The organism is Paenibacillus sp. FSL R5-0908 (assembly GCF_038006245.1).
Taxonomy (GTDB): Bacteria; Bacillota; Bacilli; order Paenibacillales; family Paenibacillaceae; genus Paenibacillus_AQ; species Paenibacillus_AQ odorifer.
Window position 1 is genome coordinate 7,265,000 of the sequence record NZ_JBBOUV010000001.1, and the last position, 19,222, is coordinate 7,284,221.

The 19,222-nt window shown below is 43.2% G+C and carries 22 protein-coding genes and 1 riboswitch; of the genes, 6 read left to right on the forward strand and 16 right to left on the reverse strand.

Translation table 11 applies throughout. From position 1 onward, the window contains the following. Positions 1 to 53: 53 nt before the first annotated feature. Positions 54 to 140: riboswitch (cyclic di-GMP riboswitch) on the reverse strand. A gap of 157 nt (positions 141 to 297) precedes the next feature. The 3 genes from MKZ09_RS33185 to MKZ09_RS33195 form a co-directional block, all read right to left on the reverse strand. Further along, positions 298 to 864 carry a hypothetical protein gene (locus MKZ09_RS33185; protein ID WP_076132953.1) on the reverse strand — a complete coding sequence of 189 codons (567 nt, stop codon included), beginning with the start codon at positions 862 to 864 and terminating at the stop codon, positions 298 to 300. A gap of 115 nt (positions 865 to 979) precedes the next feature. After that, complete coding sequence (locus MKZ09_RS33190; RefSeq protein ID WP_305953756.1) at positions 980 to 1,828, reverse strand: EAL domain-containing protein; 849 nt, start codon at positions 1,826 to 1,828, stop codon at positions 980 to 982. 190 nt (positions 1,829 to 2,018) lie between these two features. Then, the gene (locus MKZ09_RS33195) at positions 2,019 to 2,264 is read right to left on the reverse strand and encodes a cyclic nucleotide-binding domain-containing protein (protein WP_076202105.1); all 246 of its coding nucleotides are present in this window, start codon (positions 2,262 to 2,264) and stop codon (positions 2,019 to 2,021) included. A gap of 87 nt (positions 2,265 to 2,351) precedes the next feature. Here MKZ09_RS33195 and MKZ09_RS33200 point away from each other — a divergent pair, with 87 nt between their 5' ends. Together MKZ09_RS33200 and MKZ09_RS33205 are read left to right on the forward strand one after the other, a co-directional pair. Next, on the forward strand, positions 2,352 to 2,603 hold the full coding sequence (locus MKZ09_RS33200; RefSeq protein WP_076202108.1) for a leucine-rich repeat domain-containing protein: 252 nt from the start codon (positions 2,352 to 2,354) through the stop codon (positions 2,601 to 2,603). After that, positions 2,579 to 2,917, forward strand: a complete 339-nt coding sequence (locus MKZ09_RS33205) for a leucine-rich repeat domain-containing protein (RefSeq protein WP_076202111.1) — start codon at positions 2,579 to 2,581, stop codon at positions 2,915 to 2,917. Before MKZ09_RS33200 ends, MKZ09_RS33205 begins: the two co-directional genes overlap by 25 nt. A gap of 16 nt (positions 2,918 to 2,933) precedes the next feature. Here MKZ09_RS33205 and MKZ09_RS33210 read toward each other — a convergent pair whose 3' ends face one another. The 3 genes from MKZ09_RS33210 to MKZ09_RS33220 form a co-directional block, all read right to left on the reverse strand. After that, positions 2,934 to 3,923, reverse strand: coding sequence for a sensor domain-containing diguanylate cyclase (locus MKZ09_RS33210; protein WP_076202114.1), 990 nt, complete (start codon positions 3,921 to 3,923; stop codon positions 2,934 to 2,936). Between the two features lie 38 nt (positions 3,924 to 3,961). Beyond that, complete coding sequence (locus tag MKZ09_RS33215) at positions 3,962 to 4,756, reverse strand: alpha/beta fold hydrolase (RefSeq protein WP_076181841.1); 795 nt, start codon at positions 4,754 to 4,756, stop codon at positions 3,962 to 3,964. A 427-nt stretch (positions 4,757 to 5,183) separates the two neighbouring features. Beyond that, complete coding sequence (locus tag MKZ09_RS33220; RefSeq protein ID WP_076202117.1) at positions 5,184 to 5,945, reverse strand: SDR family oxidoreductase; 762 nt, start codon at positions 5,943 to 5,945, stop codon at positions 5,184 to 5,186. 203 nt (positions 5,946 to 6,148) lie between these two features. On the opposite strand from MKZ09_RS33220, the gene MKZ09_RS33225 reads away from it, so the two are divergent. Next, positions 6,149 to 6,781, forward strand: a complete 633-nt coding sequence (locus MKZ09_RS33225) for a TetR/AcrR family transcriptional regulator (RefSeq protein WP_254847725.1) — start codon at positions 6,149 to 6,151, stop codon at positions 6,779 to 6,781. Positions 6,782 to 6,849: 68 nt separating this feature from the next. Here the strand turns inward: MKZ09_RS33225 and MKZ09_RS33230 are convergent, their stop codons facing one another. Genes MKZ09_RS33230 through MKZ09_RS33240 form a run of 3 tightly spaced genes read right to left on the reverse strand, consistent with a single transcriptional unit; the run spans position 6,850 to position 10,362 of the window. Beyond that, positions 6,850 to 8,922, reverse strand: a complete 2,073-nt coding sequence (locus MKZ09_RS33230; protein ID WP_076202120.1) for a carbohydrate-binding domain-containing protein — start codon at positions 8,920 to 8,922, stop codon at positions 6,850 to 6,852. A 23-nt stretch (positions 8,923 to 8,945) separates the two neighbouring features. After that, complete coding sequence (locus MKZ09_RS33235; protein ID WP_076132792.1) at positions 8,946 to 9,626, reverse strand: DUF4956 domain-containing protein; 681 nt, start codon at positions 9,624 to 9,626, stop codon at positions 8,946 to 8,948. Then, positions 9,619 to 10,362 carry a polyphosphate polymerase domain-containing protein gene (locus tag MKZ09_RS33240; protein WP_076132794.1) on the reverse strand — a complete coding sequence of 248 codons (744 nt, stop codon included), beginning with the start codon at positions 10,360 to 10,362 and terminating at the stop codon, positions 9,619 to 9,621. The genes MKZ09_RS33235 and MKZ09_RS33240 overlap by 8 nt, the downstream gene beginning before the upstream one ends. 287 nt (positions 10,363 to 10,649) lie before the next feature. On the opposite strand from MKZ09_RS33240, the gene MKZ09_RS33245 reads away from it, so the two are divergent. Both MKZ09_RS33245 and MKZ09_RS33250 read left to right on the forward strand, forming a co-directional pair. Continuing rightward, positions 10,650 to 11,327 (forward strand): response regulator transcription factor, encoded by a 678-nt coding sequence (locus MKZ09_RS33245; RefSeq protein ID WP_076202122.1) that lies wholly within the window; start codon positions 10,650 to 10,652, stop codon positions 11,325 to 11,327. Beyond that, positions 11,327 to 12,601: a sensor histidine kinase gene (locus MKZ09_RS33250; RefSeq protein ID WP_076202125.1), complete on the forward strand. Its 1,275-nt coding sequence runs from the start codon at positions 11,327 to 11,329 to the stop codon at positions 12,599 to 12,601. The genes MKZ09_RS33245 and MKZ09_RS33250 overlap by 1 nt, the downstream gene beginning before the upstream one ends. Before the next feature lie 59 nt (positions 12,602 to 12,660). Here MKZ09_RS33250 and MKZ09_RS33255 read toward each other — a convergent pair whose 3' ends face one another. Together MKZ09_RS33255 and MKZ09_RS33260 are read right to left on the reverse strand one after the other, a co-directional pair. Beyond that, entirely contained in the window at positions 12,661 to 13,416 is a 756-nt protein-coding gene (locus MKZ09_RS33255) for a class I SAM-dependent methyltransferase (RefSeq protein ID WP_076202128.1), read from the reverse strand. A gap of 47 nt (positions 13,417 to 13,463) precedes the next feature. Continuing rightward, a complete protein-coding gene (locus MKZ09_RS33260; RefSeq protein ID WP_341041777.1) occupies positions 13,464 to 13,973 on the reverse strand; it encodes a hypothetical protein in 510 nt (169 codons plus the stop codon). Positions 13,974 to 14,068: 95 nt separating this feature from the next. Between MKZ09_RS33260 and MKZ09_RS33265 the strand changes: the two genes are divergently transcribed. Further along, positions 14,069 to 14,983, forward strand: a complete 915-nt coding sequence (locus tag MKZ09_RS33265; protein ID WP_076132799.1) for a phosphatidate cytidylyltransferase — start codon at positions 14,069 to 14,071, stop codon at positions 14,981 to 14,983. 22 nt (positions 14,984 to 15,005) lie between these two features. Here MKZ09_RS33265 and MKZ09_RS33270 read toward each other — a convergent pair whose 3' ends face one another. The 5 genes from MKZ09_RS33270 to MKZ09_RS33290 form a co-directional block, all read right to left on the reverse strand. Continuing rightward, entirely contained in the window at positions 15,006 to 15,665 is a 660-nt protein-coding gene (locus MKZ09_RS33270; RefSeq protein ID WP_256719151.1) for a uracil-DNA glycosylase family protein, read from the reverse strand. Between the two features lie 97 nt (positions 15,666 to 15,762). Beyond that, complete coding sequence (locus tag MKZ09_RS33275) at positions 15,763 to 17,001, reverse strand: amidohydrolase (protein WP_076202132.1); 1,239 nt, start codon at positions 16,999 to 17,001, stop codon at positions 15,763 to 15,765. Between the two features lie 104 nt (positions 17,002 to 17,105). Continuing rightward, positions 17,106 to 17,870, reverse strand: coding sequence for a polysaccharide deacetylase family protein (locus MKZ09_RS33280; RefSeq protein ID WP_076132805.1), 765 nt, complete (start codon positions 17,868 to 17,870; stop codon positions 17,106 to 17,108). Then, positions 17,870 to 18,475, reverse strand: coding sequence for a YkoP family protein (locus tag MKZ09_RS33285; protein ID WP_076202135.1), 606 nt, complete (start codon positions 18,473 to 18,475; stop codon positions 17,870 to 17,872). Before MKZ09_RS33285 ends, MKZ09_RS33280 begins: the two co-directional genes overlap by 1 nt. Before the next feature lie 23 nt (positions 18,476 to 18,498). After that, complete coding sequence (locus MKZ09_RS33290) at positions 18,499 to 19,095, reverse strand: sensor domain-containing protein (RefSeq protein ID WP_036682302.1); 597 nt, start codon at positions 19,093 to 19,095, stop codon at positions 18,499 to 18,501. Positions 19,096 to 19,222: the final 127 nt, after the last annotated feature.

A 19,222-nucleotide genomic window follows, 5' to 3' on the forward strand; every position in this document is an offset into this window, starting at 1 on the left:
ATAGGTGTATAACGTATACTTTCTTATATTTTAACAAAAAGCGTTACACACTCTTTGGCAGCTGGCTGACAATAGTTATGATAACCTTAGTCCCTTTAGCTTTGCGTCCCTACATTTCCATAGGTTTGCCTATGAAGTTTCGAATACATTCAAAGAGTAACATAAGCCTAGATCTGATCGCATGATTAATTGGTATGAAATGAGTATAGGTAATTGCAATTAGTTTTTCTTAGGTGATAGATATTATTTATTGACTATCCCGGAAGAGAAGGGCATCCTTTAGGACTGTAGGTCTACTTAACTCCCCGATCCAAACAAGCGCCGGAACCAATTCCATACATCGCCCGTGACGGGAATTAATCCGAAACCATGTTCGCCAACTGCGATTACACCATATGCCCATTGTCCGATAGCTATGGCACCCCCAGCGATCCTGCCTATCGCTATCGCACCAAACGCCGTATCCCCTATGGCGATGGCCCCCAACGCTTTTTCCGCGATTGCGATCGCTCCTACAGCCACCCCTGCTATCGCAATGGCTCCCACTGCGAAGCCAAGCCAGCTAAGTGCTATCGCTCCAAGGGCTAACCACATTCCTAGTGATATTGCTCCTAAGGATAGTACGCCCACGCTTATCGCACCTATGGAAATCAAGCCTACAGCTACATCTCCAATAGCGATTAATCCAACGGCTGTCTTCACACGGGGTTTACCTCCACGACCATACGCTTGACCTGAGTATCGCCCTAGATTACTGCGAATACTGATGACCGGAAAGGAGGGAGAAGGCCATTGATAATCAATCTCTCGTCCATCAAAGCCCCTAGAATCTGCCCAGCGCGTTACAAATTGATGCCATTTCATATCCATCCCGTCCCCCTTTTCAATTACCTAAATTATACAACCCCGGGGGTTGGCTGTACTCAGACTCTGACCTGAAATTCATCTCATCCTCTGGACCGATATATACTCATTAGGATTACTGTTTGGGAATAGGATCAGGCTTTCCAAATAAATATCCCTGAAACAACTGATAACCACTCTGCTTAAGCCATTCAAAGTCCTCTCTAAACTCCACACCTTCTGCTAAAGGAACAGATTGGATTTCTAAAGCCTTTTCTAAAAATTGTTTAGCTATTTTCTGTTTGTTCGGATCACTGGACACGCCTTGAACATATTTCATATCTAGCTTCATGTAATGAGGTTTAAGCTCCAATAACATCTCGATTGTGCTGAAGCCTTCCCCAACATCATCTAAAGCGTATTCAAATCCCCGATCCTTGTAATATGTCAAAATAGCTTTCAAATGAGCGAGATCATCCACTTTCTCCGTTTCAACAACTTCAAAGACAAAAAGAGAGGGATCGACACCTAATTGATTAGCCAATTCAACAGTTGATCTTAAGCAGAACTCTGGAGCGTAAATTGATGTAGGGATAAAATTAATAAACGTTTTTTTATTTAAGGGCGCAGCATATTTTACAGCCGTCATTCTACATAACCGGTCTAAAGCATATAAACGCCCACGATTCCGTGCCGCCGCAAAAATCTCATTAGGATAGATAAGGGATCCGTCTTCTTTTTTAAATCTGGATAGGAGCTCGTATGCAAAAATCTCTTCCCTTACGTTCACAATCGGTTGGAAGTAGCAAATAACAAGACCCTTAGTGATAACCTCATCAATCCACTCCATATCAAGTACAGTGGGTAATTCGGATAGAGGTCTCCATGTTTGGTCATCTATACGGAATTCAACCTGCTCCGATTCCATATGGTCATTACAGAAATCTAGGAAATCCCGCACCCCAGCCTCCTTAATTGTAATCACATTTCCTTCCACCTTATGTATCGTATAACTTCTACTCAAATGATGAATAACCTCAGGTAAAACCCTAAGATTAAGCTCACCATGAGCCTTGATTTGAAAATTCAGCTCTCTTACTACACAATGATTACAAGCCACATTCATAACCCCTTTAATAATCGATTCTCTGAAAAAGATCCCGGAACTGTTCATCTCAATCGAAATCCGTATACTCCAGTAAATATACCGGGTCTAACACGGTGATCTGCTGATGTTGAATATCAAATAATACAGTATCATTCATAGCCACCGCAGACAGCACTCTTATATTGGAGGGATGGATTACTTCCAGATCGCCAAAGAAATCGCCTTTTCCAAAAAGATCTACGGTATGCTCTTTCCCTTTCGTGGTAGCGTACACCCTTACAATCCCCGAATAGATAATGTAGGCATGATCCACATTCCATAGTTTTGTATGCCAACATACTGATAATAAATCATCATCCTGTTATATTCTATCGTAACGTTGTCACATAGGCTTGATGCCATGTACAACAATCATATTAAAGAGATTCCCGATCAGCTCTTCCTTCATGACGAATTAGAGGTACTTAATTATGCGGGCAATGAAATCGAACAGTTATCCGAGAACATCGGTCGCTTAGTTCACCTAAGAATGCTGGATTTAGGCCATAATCGGCTGAAGGTGTTGCCGGAGAGCATTGGCGGATTGCAGGGGTTGGATTCTTTTCTATACCTAAGCAACTGGCCGTCTTGCCAGAGCATTTGGGCGCTATAGAAGAACTGCGGATACTCGATGTAAGTGATAATCGAATCACTGAGCTGCCTTCATCTATCGGTAATTTAAGCAAGTTAAGAAGACTGAACCTTAGAAAAAATAAACTGAATAGACTCCCTGAGGAAATAGGTCAATTAAACAGCCTCGTTGAGCTTGATTTAAGAGATAATAATCTGCAAGAAATCCCGGATTCGATTCTACAACTTGGACGATTAGAGAAACTGGATTTAAGATGGAATCACAGCTTAAGAAGAACAGAATTATTAGAGCAATTAGAGCAATTAGAGCAAAGAGGATGTATCGTTTATAAATAACGAAAAAAGCCTCCAATTAAAGAAGCTTTTCACTCAAATCCATAATATGCGTAACGCGATTTCTCCCCTGTTCTTTAGAAACGTATAGCGCTTGATCAGCTTTTTCCAGAAGAGTGATGTCTGTATCGGTTGCTTCAAAGGTAGCTATGCCAATGCTTACCGTAATGCTGCCAATCTCCCAAGTGGAGCTGGCTATGAATTGCCGCAAATTGTCCGCTATTGCCGTGGCATCCGATGAATCTGTATTAGGCAGCAGAAGGATAAACTCCTCACCACCATACCTAGCTACGATATCTTCTTTACGAGATTGGGACTTCAGGATACTCGCCAATTTCTCCAGGAGATAATCACCCATCTGATGACCGTAGGTATCATTCACATTTTTAAAGTGATCAATATCTAGAATACATAATGAAAAAGGCGCCTGATCACGTTGATACGCTGCAATCTGTTCTTCCAGCTTTTCTTGCAGGAACCTTCTATTCTTTAATCCAGTAAGCTTGTCTGTAGTAGATAGCTCTACTAAAACGGCATTCATCTCCAGTAATTCAGCTTGCTTTTGCTCGATTTCCAGGTGGATTTGTTTGAGCTTTGCCAGCGCCTGATCTTTTTCCCAATACGCCTCTTCTATTTGCTTCTTCGCAGATCGTAACTCTAGCTCATAATCAATACGTTTGCCCATCTGTACGAGAATACAATCAATGACCTCTACACCTTCACACTCAAGGCGTCTGCCATTTAACAAGTAAGGCACGGCTTGCCCCTTGCTGTCCTTCAAATTGATAAATAGCTCTTCTACATGTCCATTCAGATTGATAAAAGGATAGAAGTATGAATGAAAAATAAGCTTGTTGGCCGTAGACATGATAGATTCAAAATGTTTATTTACCAAATCAACCTGTTGATATCCCATCCCGTCCAAAAAGGTTTGATTCACATCGAGGATCATTCCTTCATGGGTAATGGAAACATATCCGCATGGCGCATATTTTAACCGGTCATCCATTGTCTAAATATCCTTTCAACACCATAATCTTCTCCATCTCACCCAAGATACTCATTAATCAAAGTAATGGTCTCCTGGGGATGGCTAATATGTGGATAATGGCCCTTGGCCTCCATTAACCGGAACGTACTATTATTCATGTGTCTATGTAAATATTCTCCTACTTCTATAGGAACGATACTATCATCCGAGCATTGCAATATGAGTGTAGGCACTGTCGCTTTAGGCAGATCTTCTCGATGATCCGAAAAAAATGTAACTTCCGCAAATTCTCTAGCGATAATAGGGTCGGCCGAAATAAAGCTTCGTTCCAGCTGTTTAGTCAACATTGGGTCAGGATTATTCATCGCAAGTGGAGCCATAAAGCTAGCCCAGCCCGCGAAATTCATCTCCATCATATCCAGAAGCTCAGTAATATCACTTTTTTCGAAGCCCCCGAAATAAGCATCTCCCTCATTTAAATAACGTGGGGAAGGTCCGATCATAATCATTTTATTAAAATAATCCGGCCGCTCGATTGAAGCAAGCAAACCGATCATAGAGCTAATAGAATGGCCTATAAAAATAAGATCCTTGAGTTCAAATGTTTCGATAACATCTAGTACATCCTGTACATAACCATGGAGAGTATGATATTTATCCGATGTATATGCGCTTAAATCTGAATGGCCTGAGCCTACATAATCAAATAGAACGATTCGATACTTTTTCTCAAATGATGGCGTGATAAACTGCCACATGCTTTGATCACACCCAAATCCATGCGCAAAAAGGATAGTTTTTTCTCCTGCTCCAATGACTTTTACATGATTCCGCACCATAACATCGTTCATTTCATATAACTCCTCTATAGTTAGCATTCTCTCTATTTTGCAGGGTTCCCCTGGAAATATCAAGCGTATAAAAAACTCCGCTAGATTAATCTCTAGCGGAGTTTTATGTAGCCTCCCGTTTGGGTCATCATTTGGCAAAATGGTAGCGTGCTGGGGTACCTCTGCGTTTAATCCGATCACATTTTGTCCGAAAAAATTGGTTAGCGGACCGAGCAGACTTTAAATGCGCCATTATTCCACATTTGGATTACTAACGGACTCCACTGCAGCTATTGGCGCGAAAACACCAATTATGGGCCGATTTATATGAAATAGCGTCTCTGGAGTCCGAATCCCTTCTCAAAAGGCTGAAAATTTGCGAATAACGTCATCTGGGTCCCTAAGACTCCGTGGATAAACTGTTGAAGTAGAGGTAGACAACTAACATTTAGAATGCAGAAGTCCAACCCGCATCAGCAGCGATGATAGCTCCGTTTACAAAACTGGAATCATCCGAAGCCAGGAATAACGCAACTTGTGCGATTTCTTCAGGTGTACCTACACGAGGGATCACAGCCTGTGTTAATTGCGTACGGCTCACGCCGAATTCATTTATATTTTTCATTGAAGCACTGATGTTTGTAGCAGTAGCTCCTGGTGCGATAGCATTACAACGAATCCCTTTGTTGGCATACATAAAAGCTGTGTTTTTCGTCAAGCCTACTACAGCATGTTTAGAGGCAGTATAAGTTGCTCCCGCATGGGCACCACTTACGCCACCTGTAGAAGCGGTATTAACGATAACCCCTTTTCCTTTATCCAAAAAAATAGGCAGTGCTTTACGAGTGGACCGCATTACACTTTTGGTATTGATATCAAAGATAAGATCCCATTTCTCGTCGCTTATGTCGCCAACTGGCTCAAACCCATCCATAATACCGGCGTTATTCACAAGAATATCTAGTGTTCCGTATTCCTTTACTGCGGTATCAATCATGCTATCGATATCTTCAACTAGGGCAACATTTACTTTCAATGCCTTAGCTACTCCACCATTACTTACGATCCCTGCGGCTACTTGTTCTGCACCTTCGAGGTTAAGATCGGCTACAATCACTTTTGCCCCTTCTTTAGCGTACAACTCTGCGATAGATTTCCCCATACCTGATGCTGCCCCGGTAACCACTGCAACTCTGTCTTGAAGTTTCATGTTGGAAGTCTCCTTTACGTTTATCTATAATGTAAATATCAATATATAAAATCTCTTTAACGCTTAAAATTTATACTACTCAAGTTTAATCCTCTAAAATTTAACTATCAATATACAAATGAGACACCAAATGTTCATAAATATATATAACGCAGGATTCTGTTCAAATAGGATTAGAAAATAGACAGTTAGGTGGTCTTCTGTTGCTTAAAAATAATCGGAGAACTAGCAAATCACGTAAAGAGCTTAAAAACGCATTGATATTACTCATGGAAAAAAAGAATTTCCGCACGATTACGATAACCGATATCGTTACCCTTGCCGACTTAAACCGCGGAACCTTCTATAAACATTATCAAACCAAAGAAGAACTTCTAAATGAGCTAATTGATGATGTGTTGGAGGATTTAATTAAGGCTTATAAAGAACCCTATCTTCATACCGATAAATTTATAGTTAGTGAGCTGACCACCTCGAGCATCAAGATTTTTGAACATGTGGTCTCTTACTCTAACTTTTATACCATCATTATAAATTCCAATGTTCTTCCAGGGTTCCAAAATAGGATTTGCGATCTCTTAAAGGAGCTCACCAAGCGGGACTTAGTCGCAGTTAATAACACTAATACCAATGTAAATATCGAATTGTTTTCCAGTTATACCGCCTATGCTCTATTTGGATTAATCATAGAGTGGGTAAAAGGCGGATTTAAATATACAGCTAACCATATGGCAGAGCAGCTGATTGAAATTCTGTCTTTTAATTCACACAATGTGATCATCAACACTTCAAATCAACCGATTAAACAGAATTCCATCCCTGTTAACGGCGACTAATTTATCTCAAACTAAAAAAAGCCACTCCAAAATAATGCTGGAGTGGCTTTTGATATGCAATTTATAACCTAAGGTCTTCTGTTTCCACCACCACCGCCACCTGGACCTTGATTAGTGTTTGCGGTTGTTACTCCTGATTCATTTAGCCAAGTTACGCTGCTTGTAATTTCGAACGCTACTACTTTTGTTCCTCCTGTGTATTCACCATCCGTATACAGTCCGTTCGCTTCACTACCAGTCGAGGTACCTCCCGAGTAGAGGGTGTAAGAACCGCCGTCCTTCAGATCCGGTGAACTAATCACCACCGTTTGATAGCTCTTCGAAGGAGCAAAGGTCAGGATCGTGTTGCCTTCGCTGTCCTCTAGATGAACCAATGTTCCAGCCTCCTGGGTCTGAGGGAAGGTCATGCTGACTGCATGTTGGCTAGAGGTGTCAGACGGTGCTTGTGCCATGCCCGAACTTCCCGCAGCCACCAAAGTTCCTCCACTCTGTTCAAAGCTACCGTCGAAATCAAGTGCACCGTTACCGCTATTGGTAGGTCCATTGACAATAACCGTGCCACCCGACATTGTGATGGAGCCGTTCGAATCCAGCCCGTCACCTGAAGCATCGACCGTTAGTGTTCCTCCACTAATCGTTAGCATATTGCTAGCAGAATCGCTGAATTGATCCTGCTCCTGAGGGCCGCCGCCTACAGTCGCCTCATCGTTACCTCCTGCTACATTCACTCCATCATCAGAAGCAACCACATGAGCTTCGCCACCGGAAATCTCGATGTTTGCTCCTTCAATCCCTTCGTAGCTCTTCGTAATATCAATTTTGCCACCGGATATCGCCACCAAGGCATCCGCATGGATTCCATCGTCGCCAGTTTTGATGTTGAATTCTCCATCAGCTATAGCAATGTTACTGTTGCTGTGCACTGCATCATCAGCAGAATCGATGGTAAAGGTTCCGTTGTTTACGCTAATATCTCCTCCAGCCTTCAAGCCTTTAGTACTTGGTGTTTCCGATTCTGTAGTTGTTGCCGTTGTTGTCATTGTTGATGCTTCCGTTGTTGGTATCTCCGGTTTTGTTTCTGGCATTGTCTCTGGTTTGGTTTCAGGTATTGAGGTTCCTGTTGTTCCTGGTGCTTGATCCCCTGTTCCCTGACCTCGGCCACCTCTCATGCCCATACCTTGCCCTTGATCACCTGTTTTCACTTCACCCTTCTCGTTGCCCCCACCCGTAACTAAGGTGTATGTTCCGCCATCTATGACAAGTGAAGTCTCAGCTTGAATTCCATCATTACCAGCCGTAATATCAAATGTTCCTGCTGAAATTGCTATGAAGCCTTTGTCCGTTTCAGTATCGTTGGTTGATTTCATACCATCGCCTTCTGCCGTTATGCTGACATTTCCGTCTTGTACAGCGACAAGATCTTTACCTACAATCCCGTCATCGGCAGCCTTAATTTCAATAGTGCCACCCATAATTTTCAGATCGTCCTTGCTCGTAATTCCGTCATTATAGTTAGCGGAAACAGACAGCTTCCCGGTACCATTAATCGTTAAATCCGCTTTACTGAAGATAGCCGCACTCGGTTCATCTGTAGTTTCATCGGCATACACATAAGTTGCTCCATCAGATACGGAGTTCTCCGTCCCGTCTTCCAAGGTAATGATCACTTTACCCGCTTCTTTAATATCAATTGCAGCACTATCGCTGTTCGTGATGTTCACACCGTTCAGTACCAAGTGCACAGTACCTTCATCCTGATTATTAACTACAATCTGTCCATCACTCAGCTTACCAGACAGCACATAAGTTCCTGCTGCAGTAATTGTCACTGATCCATCCTTAGACTCAGCCCCGGTGCCGTCAACAAGCGCACTTGTTCCAGCCAAAGCAATTTCGGTCGATTGGTCAGCTGTCCAAGTTGTATTAGAATCCTCTTCATCGAACGTCACCAGATCGGACAATTTGACGCTTGCCAGTTGTACTCCCGTGGCAGCCCCGTTCTGAGTTATCGTTGTTCCCGAGGCTGCTGCTGTACCCGCCGCTTCAGACTGTGTTGTTGTGGAATTGGTGCTGCAAGCCGACATAAGTAATGCACACAATAGCAAGATTCCTACTTTACTTCCGGTTATATATTTATCCATTTTTCATCCATCCTTTCGTTATCTTAATAGTCATTAGCAGTTGGAGTCATGGTCAGAGACAGGTCTAAATTACCGTTCCGGGTACGAATTGCATCCAAAAATTCCTTCTGGTTCACAGCCTCACCCAGCGTTACAGCGTAGACCAGTTCATATAAACTGCCAAGCTCAGTCGTTCTAATCTTTTTAAGCTCATATCCAACGTTATATTTATTGAATACTTCAGCGAAGGCTTCCTCATATCCCAGACTCTCCGGGATGGTTACCTTTAATGTTTTTTGCGACGTTGTTCTTACACCAAAGTTAGTCCGGTTAAGGATAAACATAAGGGCGCATAGGATAAGGGTGAACAAGACTGCATATCCAAAGGAACCCACTCCACAGGCAAGTCCAGAAGCCATGGTGAACAAAACAAATGTGATATCCTTCGGATCGCCAGGCGCACTTCTAAACCGAATGATGGAGAACGCCCCGGCAAGACTGAAAGCTCTGGCAACATTACTGCCGATAAGCAAAATGATGATTGCCACAATTACGGGCAGCAGTACCATTGTTAGTGTGAAGCTTTGCGAATAGCCGCTTGCATTGGTCTTCATATAGGTGTAGCTAATGATCCCGCCAAGAGCAATAGCTATAAAAATAGTTAACAGTGCATTGGTAAACGTTAACTCTGTACTAGTTGCTACGGTAAATAATGAATCAAGCATAGAGGGCACTCTCCCGTTCTGTTTTACTGTTCTTCAGCATTTTTTTATATTCGTTGCCGTACTTGGAGAAGCTTGTACGGTACATTTGATGCTCTGAGAGCATTTTGGCCAGCCAGACAGGAATCGTATTCTCAGCCTTTACTTCCATAAGCCACTGCCCCGGCTCCAGCAAGGGTTCGCCATGAACACCGTGCTCCATCTTCAAATCGTACCGGCGGCTGCGAATATTTGTATCGAATGTAATTCTTAGATCGCGATTGTTTTTACAGAACAACGCTTTTCGGTCATAAGACAGATACACCTTGGGCTGCAAATCATAGCGTGTCAGAAAATATTTGATCTCTTCAATCACCTGTTTATTCATGTAATCCTTGAATTCCGGTTCCATACCGGTGGCGACAAATTCATAAGCCTCGTTTAATTTGAGCGACGTTCTTCTTTTATTAACAAGACCAAATACCTTCTTCTTGATTTCCAGATACACCTTCGTATCTTGATTTGGAACACCGTAAGCTCTTAAACGAAGCTTCTCTTTGTACTTGGGCTTCGCAAGACTGTTACGAATCAGGGTGTTGTGCTCCGTGTCATAATATAAGTTGGTTATGGAGTAAAACTCATGTTGCTTGTTGAAATCGTCTAGTTCCATGTATTCAAGCAATTGGTTATAAAATTTATAGTAGGCTTCGTTGTCCAACAAATATTTGTTCTCATAACGGTTGAATACCTCAATCGCCATATGTGATCAATCCTTTCTCTTTATCGTTGTCTCGTGTGCTTATGAATGTATCTTAGATCCCAAACCTTTAATGAATCTTAAATGGTTTTACAAATTATTGATTATCTTTTACATTCCCTTAATAGTTGGAGAAGACCGCAGACGACTTTAACCGGTGTACATCGTAACTGCGTTGAATGTTGGACTTCCGGCCGCTGTTGTCTCTCTTCATTAAGGTTCAATAAAGGTAATACTGATATAATGACCTCAATAACAAATACTGGTTCTATGTAGGGGATGGCAAAACCATGAGAATATTAATAGTAGAAGACGAGCTTCATCTCGCTGAAGCCTTAACTCAAATATTAAAAAAACATAATTATTCGGTGGATGCAGTCCATGACGGCAGATCAGGTCTGGATTATGCACTGAGTGGAATCTATGACTTACTGCTGCTCGACATCATGCTGCCTGAGATGGATGGGGTCAGCGTCCTCAAGACGCTGCGAAAAAAGGGGATACCCACTCCCGTTATCCTGCTTACCGCAAAGGGTGAAATTACAGATATGGTCACTGGGCTGGACTATGGGGCTGACGATTATATCGCCAAACCTTTTTCCTCGGAGATCTTATTGGCGAGAATAAGGGCTGTACTAAGACGTAAAGGCGAGGTGATACCGGATGATGCTTTAAAGTTCGGGGATATTGAACTGAATACATCCAATCTGAAGCTTACCGTGGGTGGCAAAGAGATCAAGCTCAATCTAAAGGAATGCGAGCTATTGGAGCTTCTGATCTTGAGGAAACAAGCTGTAACCTCCAAAGAACAAATAATTGAGAAGCTGTGGGGCTTTGATTCAGATGCTGAGCACAATAATGTAGAGGTGTATATTTCTTTTTTGAGAAAAAAACTGACCTTCTTAAATTCGACCGTACGCATTAGTACGATCAGAAACGTAGGGTATGTATTAGAGGTGACGGCCTAATGTTCACGAAACTCAGAAATCGGTTTCTTATTGTTAACTTAGTCACCATCTCGGTGATCATGCTTGTGGCCTTCATCTCCATATATGTAATTACGTACCGAGATGTCCAAAACGGTATTCAGATGGATCTTCACAGAATCATGGAAAACTACAAGTCTCCCGGTGGTGATACAGGACGTATGGGCTCAACTAAGGGAAGTTCCCAGTTACCCCATGCAGATAATAAACGTATGGATAACGGGACTCCACCTCCTGAACGGTCAGTCTCATTTATGCTGAAGATAGATACAGCGTCGAACCTCATAGGGAAAGATTCCAAATTTACTATGGACGATGAATTTTATAATACGGCTCTGCAAGAAGCGCTAAGTGCCGGTAAAGATACCGGAAGGTTCACCTTGGATAGCAGCAAATGGATCTTCAACATCCAGCATACGAATGATGGGGCGATGCTTGTATTTCTGGACATCACTGCAGAGCAAAAGATCCTCACCAATCTAATCTATACCTTCTCTGTAGTTGGCTCAGTGATGCTGATTATCTTGTACTTCGCTAGCCGCTTTTTTGCTAATCGTTCAATTGCGCCGGTAAAGGAGGCTTTTGAGAAACAGAAACAATTTATTGCGGATGCTTCCCATGAGTTGAAGACGCCGTTGACCATTATTAACACCAATGCAGATGTTCTCCTGTCCAACAGTGATGATACCATTCACAATCAGTCCAAGTGGCTGCACTATATCAAATCGGAAACAGAAAGAATGACCAGCCTGACCAATGATCTGCTGTACCTGACCGAGATGGACGATTCCAGATCGAGAATGATTTATTCGAAATTCAATCTGAGCGACGTGGTTGAAAATATCATTTTAACGATGGAAGCTGTAATCTTTGAGAAGCATATTTCCCTTGAATATGACATCGAGCCTGATCTGACAGTGCTAGGCAATAGTGAACAGATCAAACAAGTGATTATGATCCTCTTGGACAATGCTGTAAAATATTCGAACCCTAAAGGCTCAGTCACCTTATCCCTTAAAAAACAACATAATGACATGGTGTTAGCAGTCACTAATACGGGTGAGGGCATTGCACCGGAGCACTTAGCGAGAATCTTTGACCGATTCTACCGTACAAATGCTTCCCGGGCGCGTAAACAAGGGGGATATGGCCTAGGGCTGGCGATTGCTAAATCCATTGTTGAACAGCATAAAGGAAAAATTTATGCCAAAAGTGTCGGCGGCGAGTCCACCACGTTTTACGTACATCTTTCATAACTACAAATAAAAAAGACTCAAACCCTGTTATCTCTAAGGTTTGAGTCTTTTTATTTATTTTACACTTCGCCCCAATAAATTTCGGTCTTATAATCAAAAAACACTTGCCCACCCTGGTTATTTCGTTCAAATATATTCCGCAGCTCAGTCATCATATTCTCATAGCTTGGATCTCCGGGGACCGGAGTGTAGGAAGACGATCGAAGCCGCCCGCTTAAGCCCTCCAAATCAAACACCTGCTGATTGCTAAAATGCGCTACTTGCATCTGTTCTTTCTTGAAAAAGGAGCTAAGGATCTCAGGGGTAATGTTCTTATGATTAACTTGAGTGTAGTTCGTGCCGAAGGTCTGCAGTAGCTGCTCATATTCCTCCAGAAATGGGGTACCGTAAGTAAGCCGGGAATTCCATATCAGAATAACTTTTCCACCCGGTTTTAGAATCCGCTTGAATTCCAATTGCGTTGCGTCCCTATCAAACCAGTGAAACGCTTGGGCGCATACTATAAAATCCATCGACTGATCTGATAATTCTGTATGTTCAGCAGACCCCGGCGATACAGAGAAATGGTTATCCTTTGCGAACTTCTCTTCCGCAGCTCTACGCATTTCCGGATTGGGTTCAACGGCAGTCACACAACTCCCGCGCTCCAGAAGTAATGCTGAGAATATTCCTGTTCCTGCACCAATATCAGCAATATCACAATTGGGTTGGAGCCCAATAGTATTGTACAAATAATTAATGGCTTCTCCAGGATAGCTCGGCCGATATTTCACATACGAATCCACCCGATTAGAAAATATTTCTTTGCTATTCATCCTTCGTCTCCTCCTAGGCGCTCAGGTTCATATTCACTTAATTTACCTTAGTAAACCAATCTCAGCCGATCACTTTGGCGAAAATCATCCGGAGTAACGAGTGCAGGCAGCTTATTCCATAACTTAATGCCCGACCGCTCTAGAATTTCCGCTACAAATTGCGAACAAAAATAAGAGTTGCTGAATTCGACAGGCTCCTTCAGGGCAATGCCAATTACGCCGAGAATATTATAGAGATACTTTTGACGGCTTCGGATAAAGACTTGCAAGACCCGCTCCATTTTCTCCACTTCGCGGGCTGTAACTTGAAGTTCATATAGGACACATGTTGTATTTGGATATTTGCTGAACGTACCTGTCTTAATATCCTCCTTCACAAACCCTCCATTCAGGGGGTTGCTCGGATGCTTTCTGCCAAAGCTATACAGCTCGGAAAGCTCCCGATTAAAGGAGATCGAGGCATGATTATACGGTGCTTTCGTATAGCCTTGAATGAGCTTCGTAAAAAGCGTCCCGGTATTCGTCAGTAATATAAAGACCGATGGATCTGCTGCCATTTACAATTTTCCCCTTATCAAGTTTGAGCGTTTCCTTCATAATAACATATGAACCCATTAATGGAATCTACTCTAGGACAAGTTGGTGATCAGTTATCGACCGCTCTTTATTAACTATAATTCTTATCTTTGCGGCCTTATCGGCCATTCACTTGATGTATGTAGTTATAGGAAAGCTACAGCCAAATAAGGATTATACGGGCATTGGCTTTCGCATCAAGACGTGGTGGGGAATGCTTTTTATCTTTTGCCTAGCTACCCTATTTAATCCCGTCGTCTCTCTGCTGTCTCTCATGGTGCTCTGCTTCTTTGCACTGAAGGAGTATTTCTCTATGATGAAATCACGAAAATCCGACCGCAGGCTATTTCTGTGGGCGTACTTATCCATTCCGTTACAGTTCTACTGGATTTATATCGAGTGGTACGGAATGTTTATTGTCTTCATCCCGGTTTATGTATTCTTGCTCCTACCGCTGCCCAGAATGATTAATAAAGGCACGGTTGGTTTTATGCGTAGTGTCAGCTCCACCCAATGGGGGCTTATGCTGATGGTATTCGGACTTAGCCACTTGGCCTACTTTCAATTTGCTACACCGGAGTATGGAGCGGGGCTTGTACTTTTTCTAGTAGTGCTAACGCAGCTCAATGATGTGGTCCACTATCTGGCATCACTTTATGTAGGGAAGCGGAAAATAGTTCCCACCGCCAATCCGTATTTGACTTGGGAGGGTTTCGCTTTCGCATTTGTCATCACGACAGGAGTTTCCTATCTAATCTATCCCTACCTGACGCCGCTCAACCCAATCTTCGGGTTACTGTCAGGCATGTTGATCAGCTTGAGCGGCTTCTTTGGCAGTTTAACGGTTTCCGTGTTAAAGCGGGATCTGCTAATCGGCGATGGCGATAAATTCGTGGCATTGAAGCAAAGCCATTTAAGCCGGATCGATAGCTTGACCTACACTTCACCGGTCTTTTTTCATGTCATTCGTTATTTTTTTGACTTCATGTAGATCATCTGATAGGGGGCTTGAATCAGCCCTTCCATGAATGATTATGCAGTATCTTCACCATCTGTTCTTGCTGGCTGGCGAACTGCTTATATCGATGTCCGTTGGCGCCCGAGGGGTGGGGAAATCCCCATAAGCAGCGTTGTTTATCAAGCTCACCTACGGACACAAGGAGTTGAAGTATACTTTCCACTGTTTTTCCTAAGGGAATAATTAAAGCCCGGCTCAGTATGTTCAGCTCCTCACGCAAGGAAGTTAATGCCTGCGCCCTAAGGAATGAATTTGAAAGTAGCTTGGGCCGGGCTCCACTATAATTTCTTTTATCCACGAACACGGGAAAACGCAATAAAGAGCTGGTATGCAGGATCGTCTGCTGCTGCTGAAATAGTTCCTCACAAGAGGTTAGGTTCAAGTGTTGATGCAGTTTAAGTGTATCTAACATATGAATTAAGGTGTTCCGCATGGAACCTGCGAATCTGGCCGCTTCCTTTGCTGTTCTACATACCTCTTCATCTGACAAACCAGCTTCCAGACCTATGATCGCTTCTTGTATCGCTATGCCCATTTGTGTGAACCCGGGCGTTAACCCCATAATGATCACCTTAGCAGAAGGATTAATATACTCATTATGAGGCGCATAATACATTTCCACCTTGCCATTACGCTCCATTAGAAGCTTATCCACCTGCAGATCCTCTTTAGTTAGCACTGTACCCTTCGGGAGTGAGAGGATCGCCGATTTATACTGATGCAGATAGTTAGAGAGGAGCATATCATCTGCCTCACAGGTCTCTATTTGTTATCGAACCACTCACCAGACGGCCTTCGTACCAGACAGCTTGGCGCTGCGCTCTTCGGGCTACTGCTTCTGCCGAACAGCTGGCATGCAACAGCACAAAGCTAGCAGTGTCGCCAACCTTTGGCCATACCTGCTCGCCTTTTGGATCAAGGGGTGTTAATCCTCCTGTTATAAATCCGAGGGATTGAGATAATGCCAATTCATCGTTGCAGCCGTACAACTCCGCGTAACGTCCTGCCTTTTCCAATTGATCTCCATTACCAAAAGGGGACCAGTGATCGGTAAGGCTATCTGTTGCCAGCTTCACTTTTACCCCTTGGCTATGCAGCATCGGAAGTGGCATCATCATTCTTCCAATAGGCACTGTGGATGCAATAGTCATACCCAGTGATGCCATCCGTTTAGCTACCTCTTCTGCCTCTTGCTGCTGAGCTCCTGCGAACCAGAACGCATGACTGACCGTGACCTTTCCTTGCAAGCCAGCTTCTTCCGTCAGATCAGCTAACCGCGTCAGTGTTTTCTTTCCCGCTTCTTTTCCATCATGTAAATGAATATCAATGCCGGCATTACTCATCACTGCTAGTTCCACCATCGTCTGAAGTGACTTCTCGATATCTCCATCCACCGTATAAGGATCTACTCCGCCTACAAAGGTTGCCCCCTCTGCCAGAGATTGTTTTACCAGTTGCACAGAATCCGAGCGCAGCAGGCCATGCTGGGGAAACGCCACAATTTCAGCTGAAATTGTGCCTGCGAATGTATTTAATGCTTGTACAGTTGCCTCTAATCGCTGCAAACCGCTGACAGGCTCAATATTGCAATGGCTACGCACATGTGTGGCACCAAACCCCTGAATAAGCGTCAGGATGCTCTCTGCTTGTTGTCTCGCCATGGGCAGCAGCTTAGGCAATAATACCTTCTCTTCCTCAATCCGTTCGAAAACACTGGACGCAGGCTTTACCGCTCTCCATGGTCCACCGTAATACGTTTTATCTAAATGGATATGTGCTTCTTCGAAAGAAGGCAATATCAACAACTCTTTACAGTCATATTTCGGGAGCTGGCTCTGAAGCTCTATGTCTGCTCCAACAACTTCTGATATCTTATCCCCGTCAATGCGGAGATGACAAATCTTCGTATTCGTACCCGCTACTTGCCCATCCTCAATAACATAACCTTGTTCTAATCTTATATTGGTTAACCAGTAAGAAGCATTCAACATGCTACCCCATCCTTTTCTCAACAATTTATATAGGTACGGACCGCTTTACTCTAAATGTTACCATAGCCCTTGCCATATAAAAAATGATTGAGAAATTTCAATAGCTACAGATCAATCTGCCCCCGATGTTTGACTCTGGATCTAGCTTCTCTACTATAACTAACTTCCTTGTTCAGCAGTTCATCCATCCGCAGACACTTCAGACCCTTTTTATCCATTTCTTTTAAGACTTCTTCTAATCCAGTGATCATATTCAAGGGCGCTTCTTCATCTGCCCACGGTGTATCTCCGCTGTCGTGTAGAACAATGATTGAGCCTGGTTTTATTTTTTTTATTAAGGCATCCTTTAATTGTTCTGCACTCAGTGACGCTTTCCAATCTCCGACCATGACAGACCACAATACGATTCGATAAGATTCTCTTAGCAAAAAGAAATCCCCTAGATTAAGAAGCCCCCAAGGTGGGCGGTAAAAGATAGGCCGCTCTCCTGTAATTCGCTCAACAATGTCTGCTGTGCGATCTACTTGCTTCCGTCTATTGGTCCAGGGGAACTGGATCCAGTTGGGTGTATGAGTATAATTATGAATGCCGATTTGGTGCCCTTCTCTGTGCATACGCTCGATCAGTTCCGGATATTTCTGCGCTTTTTTGCCCAATACGAAGAAGGTCGCCTTTATGCCATGCTCTTTTAATAGATCTAGAAGTTCAGGTGTATAACAAGGATCCGGACCGTCATCGAACGTAAACGCAATTTCCTTCTCTGCACCTACCTCCGAGTGAACCCCCCATCCCAATATTCGGGTAAGTGCAAAAGGAACGATCATATAAAGAACAATCACATCCACTGCTAAAATTATGAAGGCCCACATTAGGAAGCCGCCTCTGTCTTACGCGGGGCAAACCGCGCTTTCAAGGACTGCTTGCTAAGCACAAGCATCATGGGAGATAACTTCTCTGTGCTGTCCTCTACACGATGTTTCCCTTCCGGATGCAGCATGCGCAGTAAGAAACGAAGGTATATCCCGAACCAGTGCCGCTGCCATTTGGACTTGATAGGGCGCTGCTCAAAACCTATTCCATGAATAATCCCCCGGTGAAGCAGTGTAATCCCGGTTAGCGCATTTACTTTGCTTAGTTCCGGATTGCTGTCTAGATCACGACTGATCTCCTTCATAGCCTCGCGGAGCATGCGTGCCGTACGAATTCCGGCCCGATCTGCGCCAAGCGTACGTGTCAGCTGCACGATCTGGCGATTGTCCAAATGAAGCTCACCCACCCAATCTCCCGGAAGTATCCGTTGCCCATCTTGGCAGACCAAACTTTCTCCGTGATATTTCAACACTACCAATTTACATATCCCGTATCTACGCACGGACTGACTACGAAATTTGGTGATGACAGCAAATATGTTCTCCCACATCATCCAAAGGGATTGTGAGAATAATTTTATAAATGGAACTGAGGTTATCATCATTTTTCCTTCTTTCCTGTTTGAGTTTATCTTCTAGCAAAATCCTTCACTAAACGCCGCGTATACCTGCCGATCATCTTTACCAGACTGTTTCCGAGATAAGCACCTATCCATAGAGACACTGCACCTAACAACATGAAGAAAAGTGAGATGTTGAATGTTTTATTTTCAATCCCAAATAGCGTTATAGAGGATACATCTAATAAATACAGGATAGGTGACAACAGGAGAATAATAGGGGTCAAGTAAAAAAGAGTGGCACAAATGAGACTGACCATACCGATGCCAAGTTGCAACATCAACCCTATAATCGCTCTCCAGTTATGATTATCCTGCAACTCCATCTTCACCTTTTCCCACAAGCTGCCTTCTTCGTGAGATCGGGTTGGTAGCGTGCGAACGGAGATATCCGTATAGACTTTAGTTCGAATTCGCTCATACTGTAAAAAAGTCTCGGTAGAACGCAAAACATAATAGAGGATCGGAATCCCCACTAAGGTGAAGGACATCGCAACTCCAAAGGTAATGCCCACCAAATAAAAACAAAAGTAAAATAGCCCTGTGGCAAAAGTAATTAATAAGAAACAGAAATTTCTCACATGTTTCCGGATCATTTGATTCATGCTTTTCTCTCCCTCTCTGCAATAAAAAATTGTTCATATCTAAGCAACTCTTATGCTAGTGCTTTTGGTGTAAAATCGACCAGTGCCATAATGTCATATGACAAAAAAAACACCCTACCGCCTACTC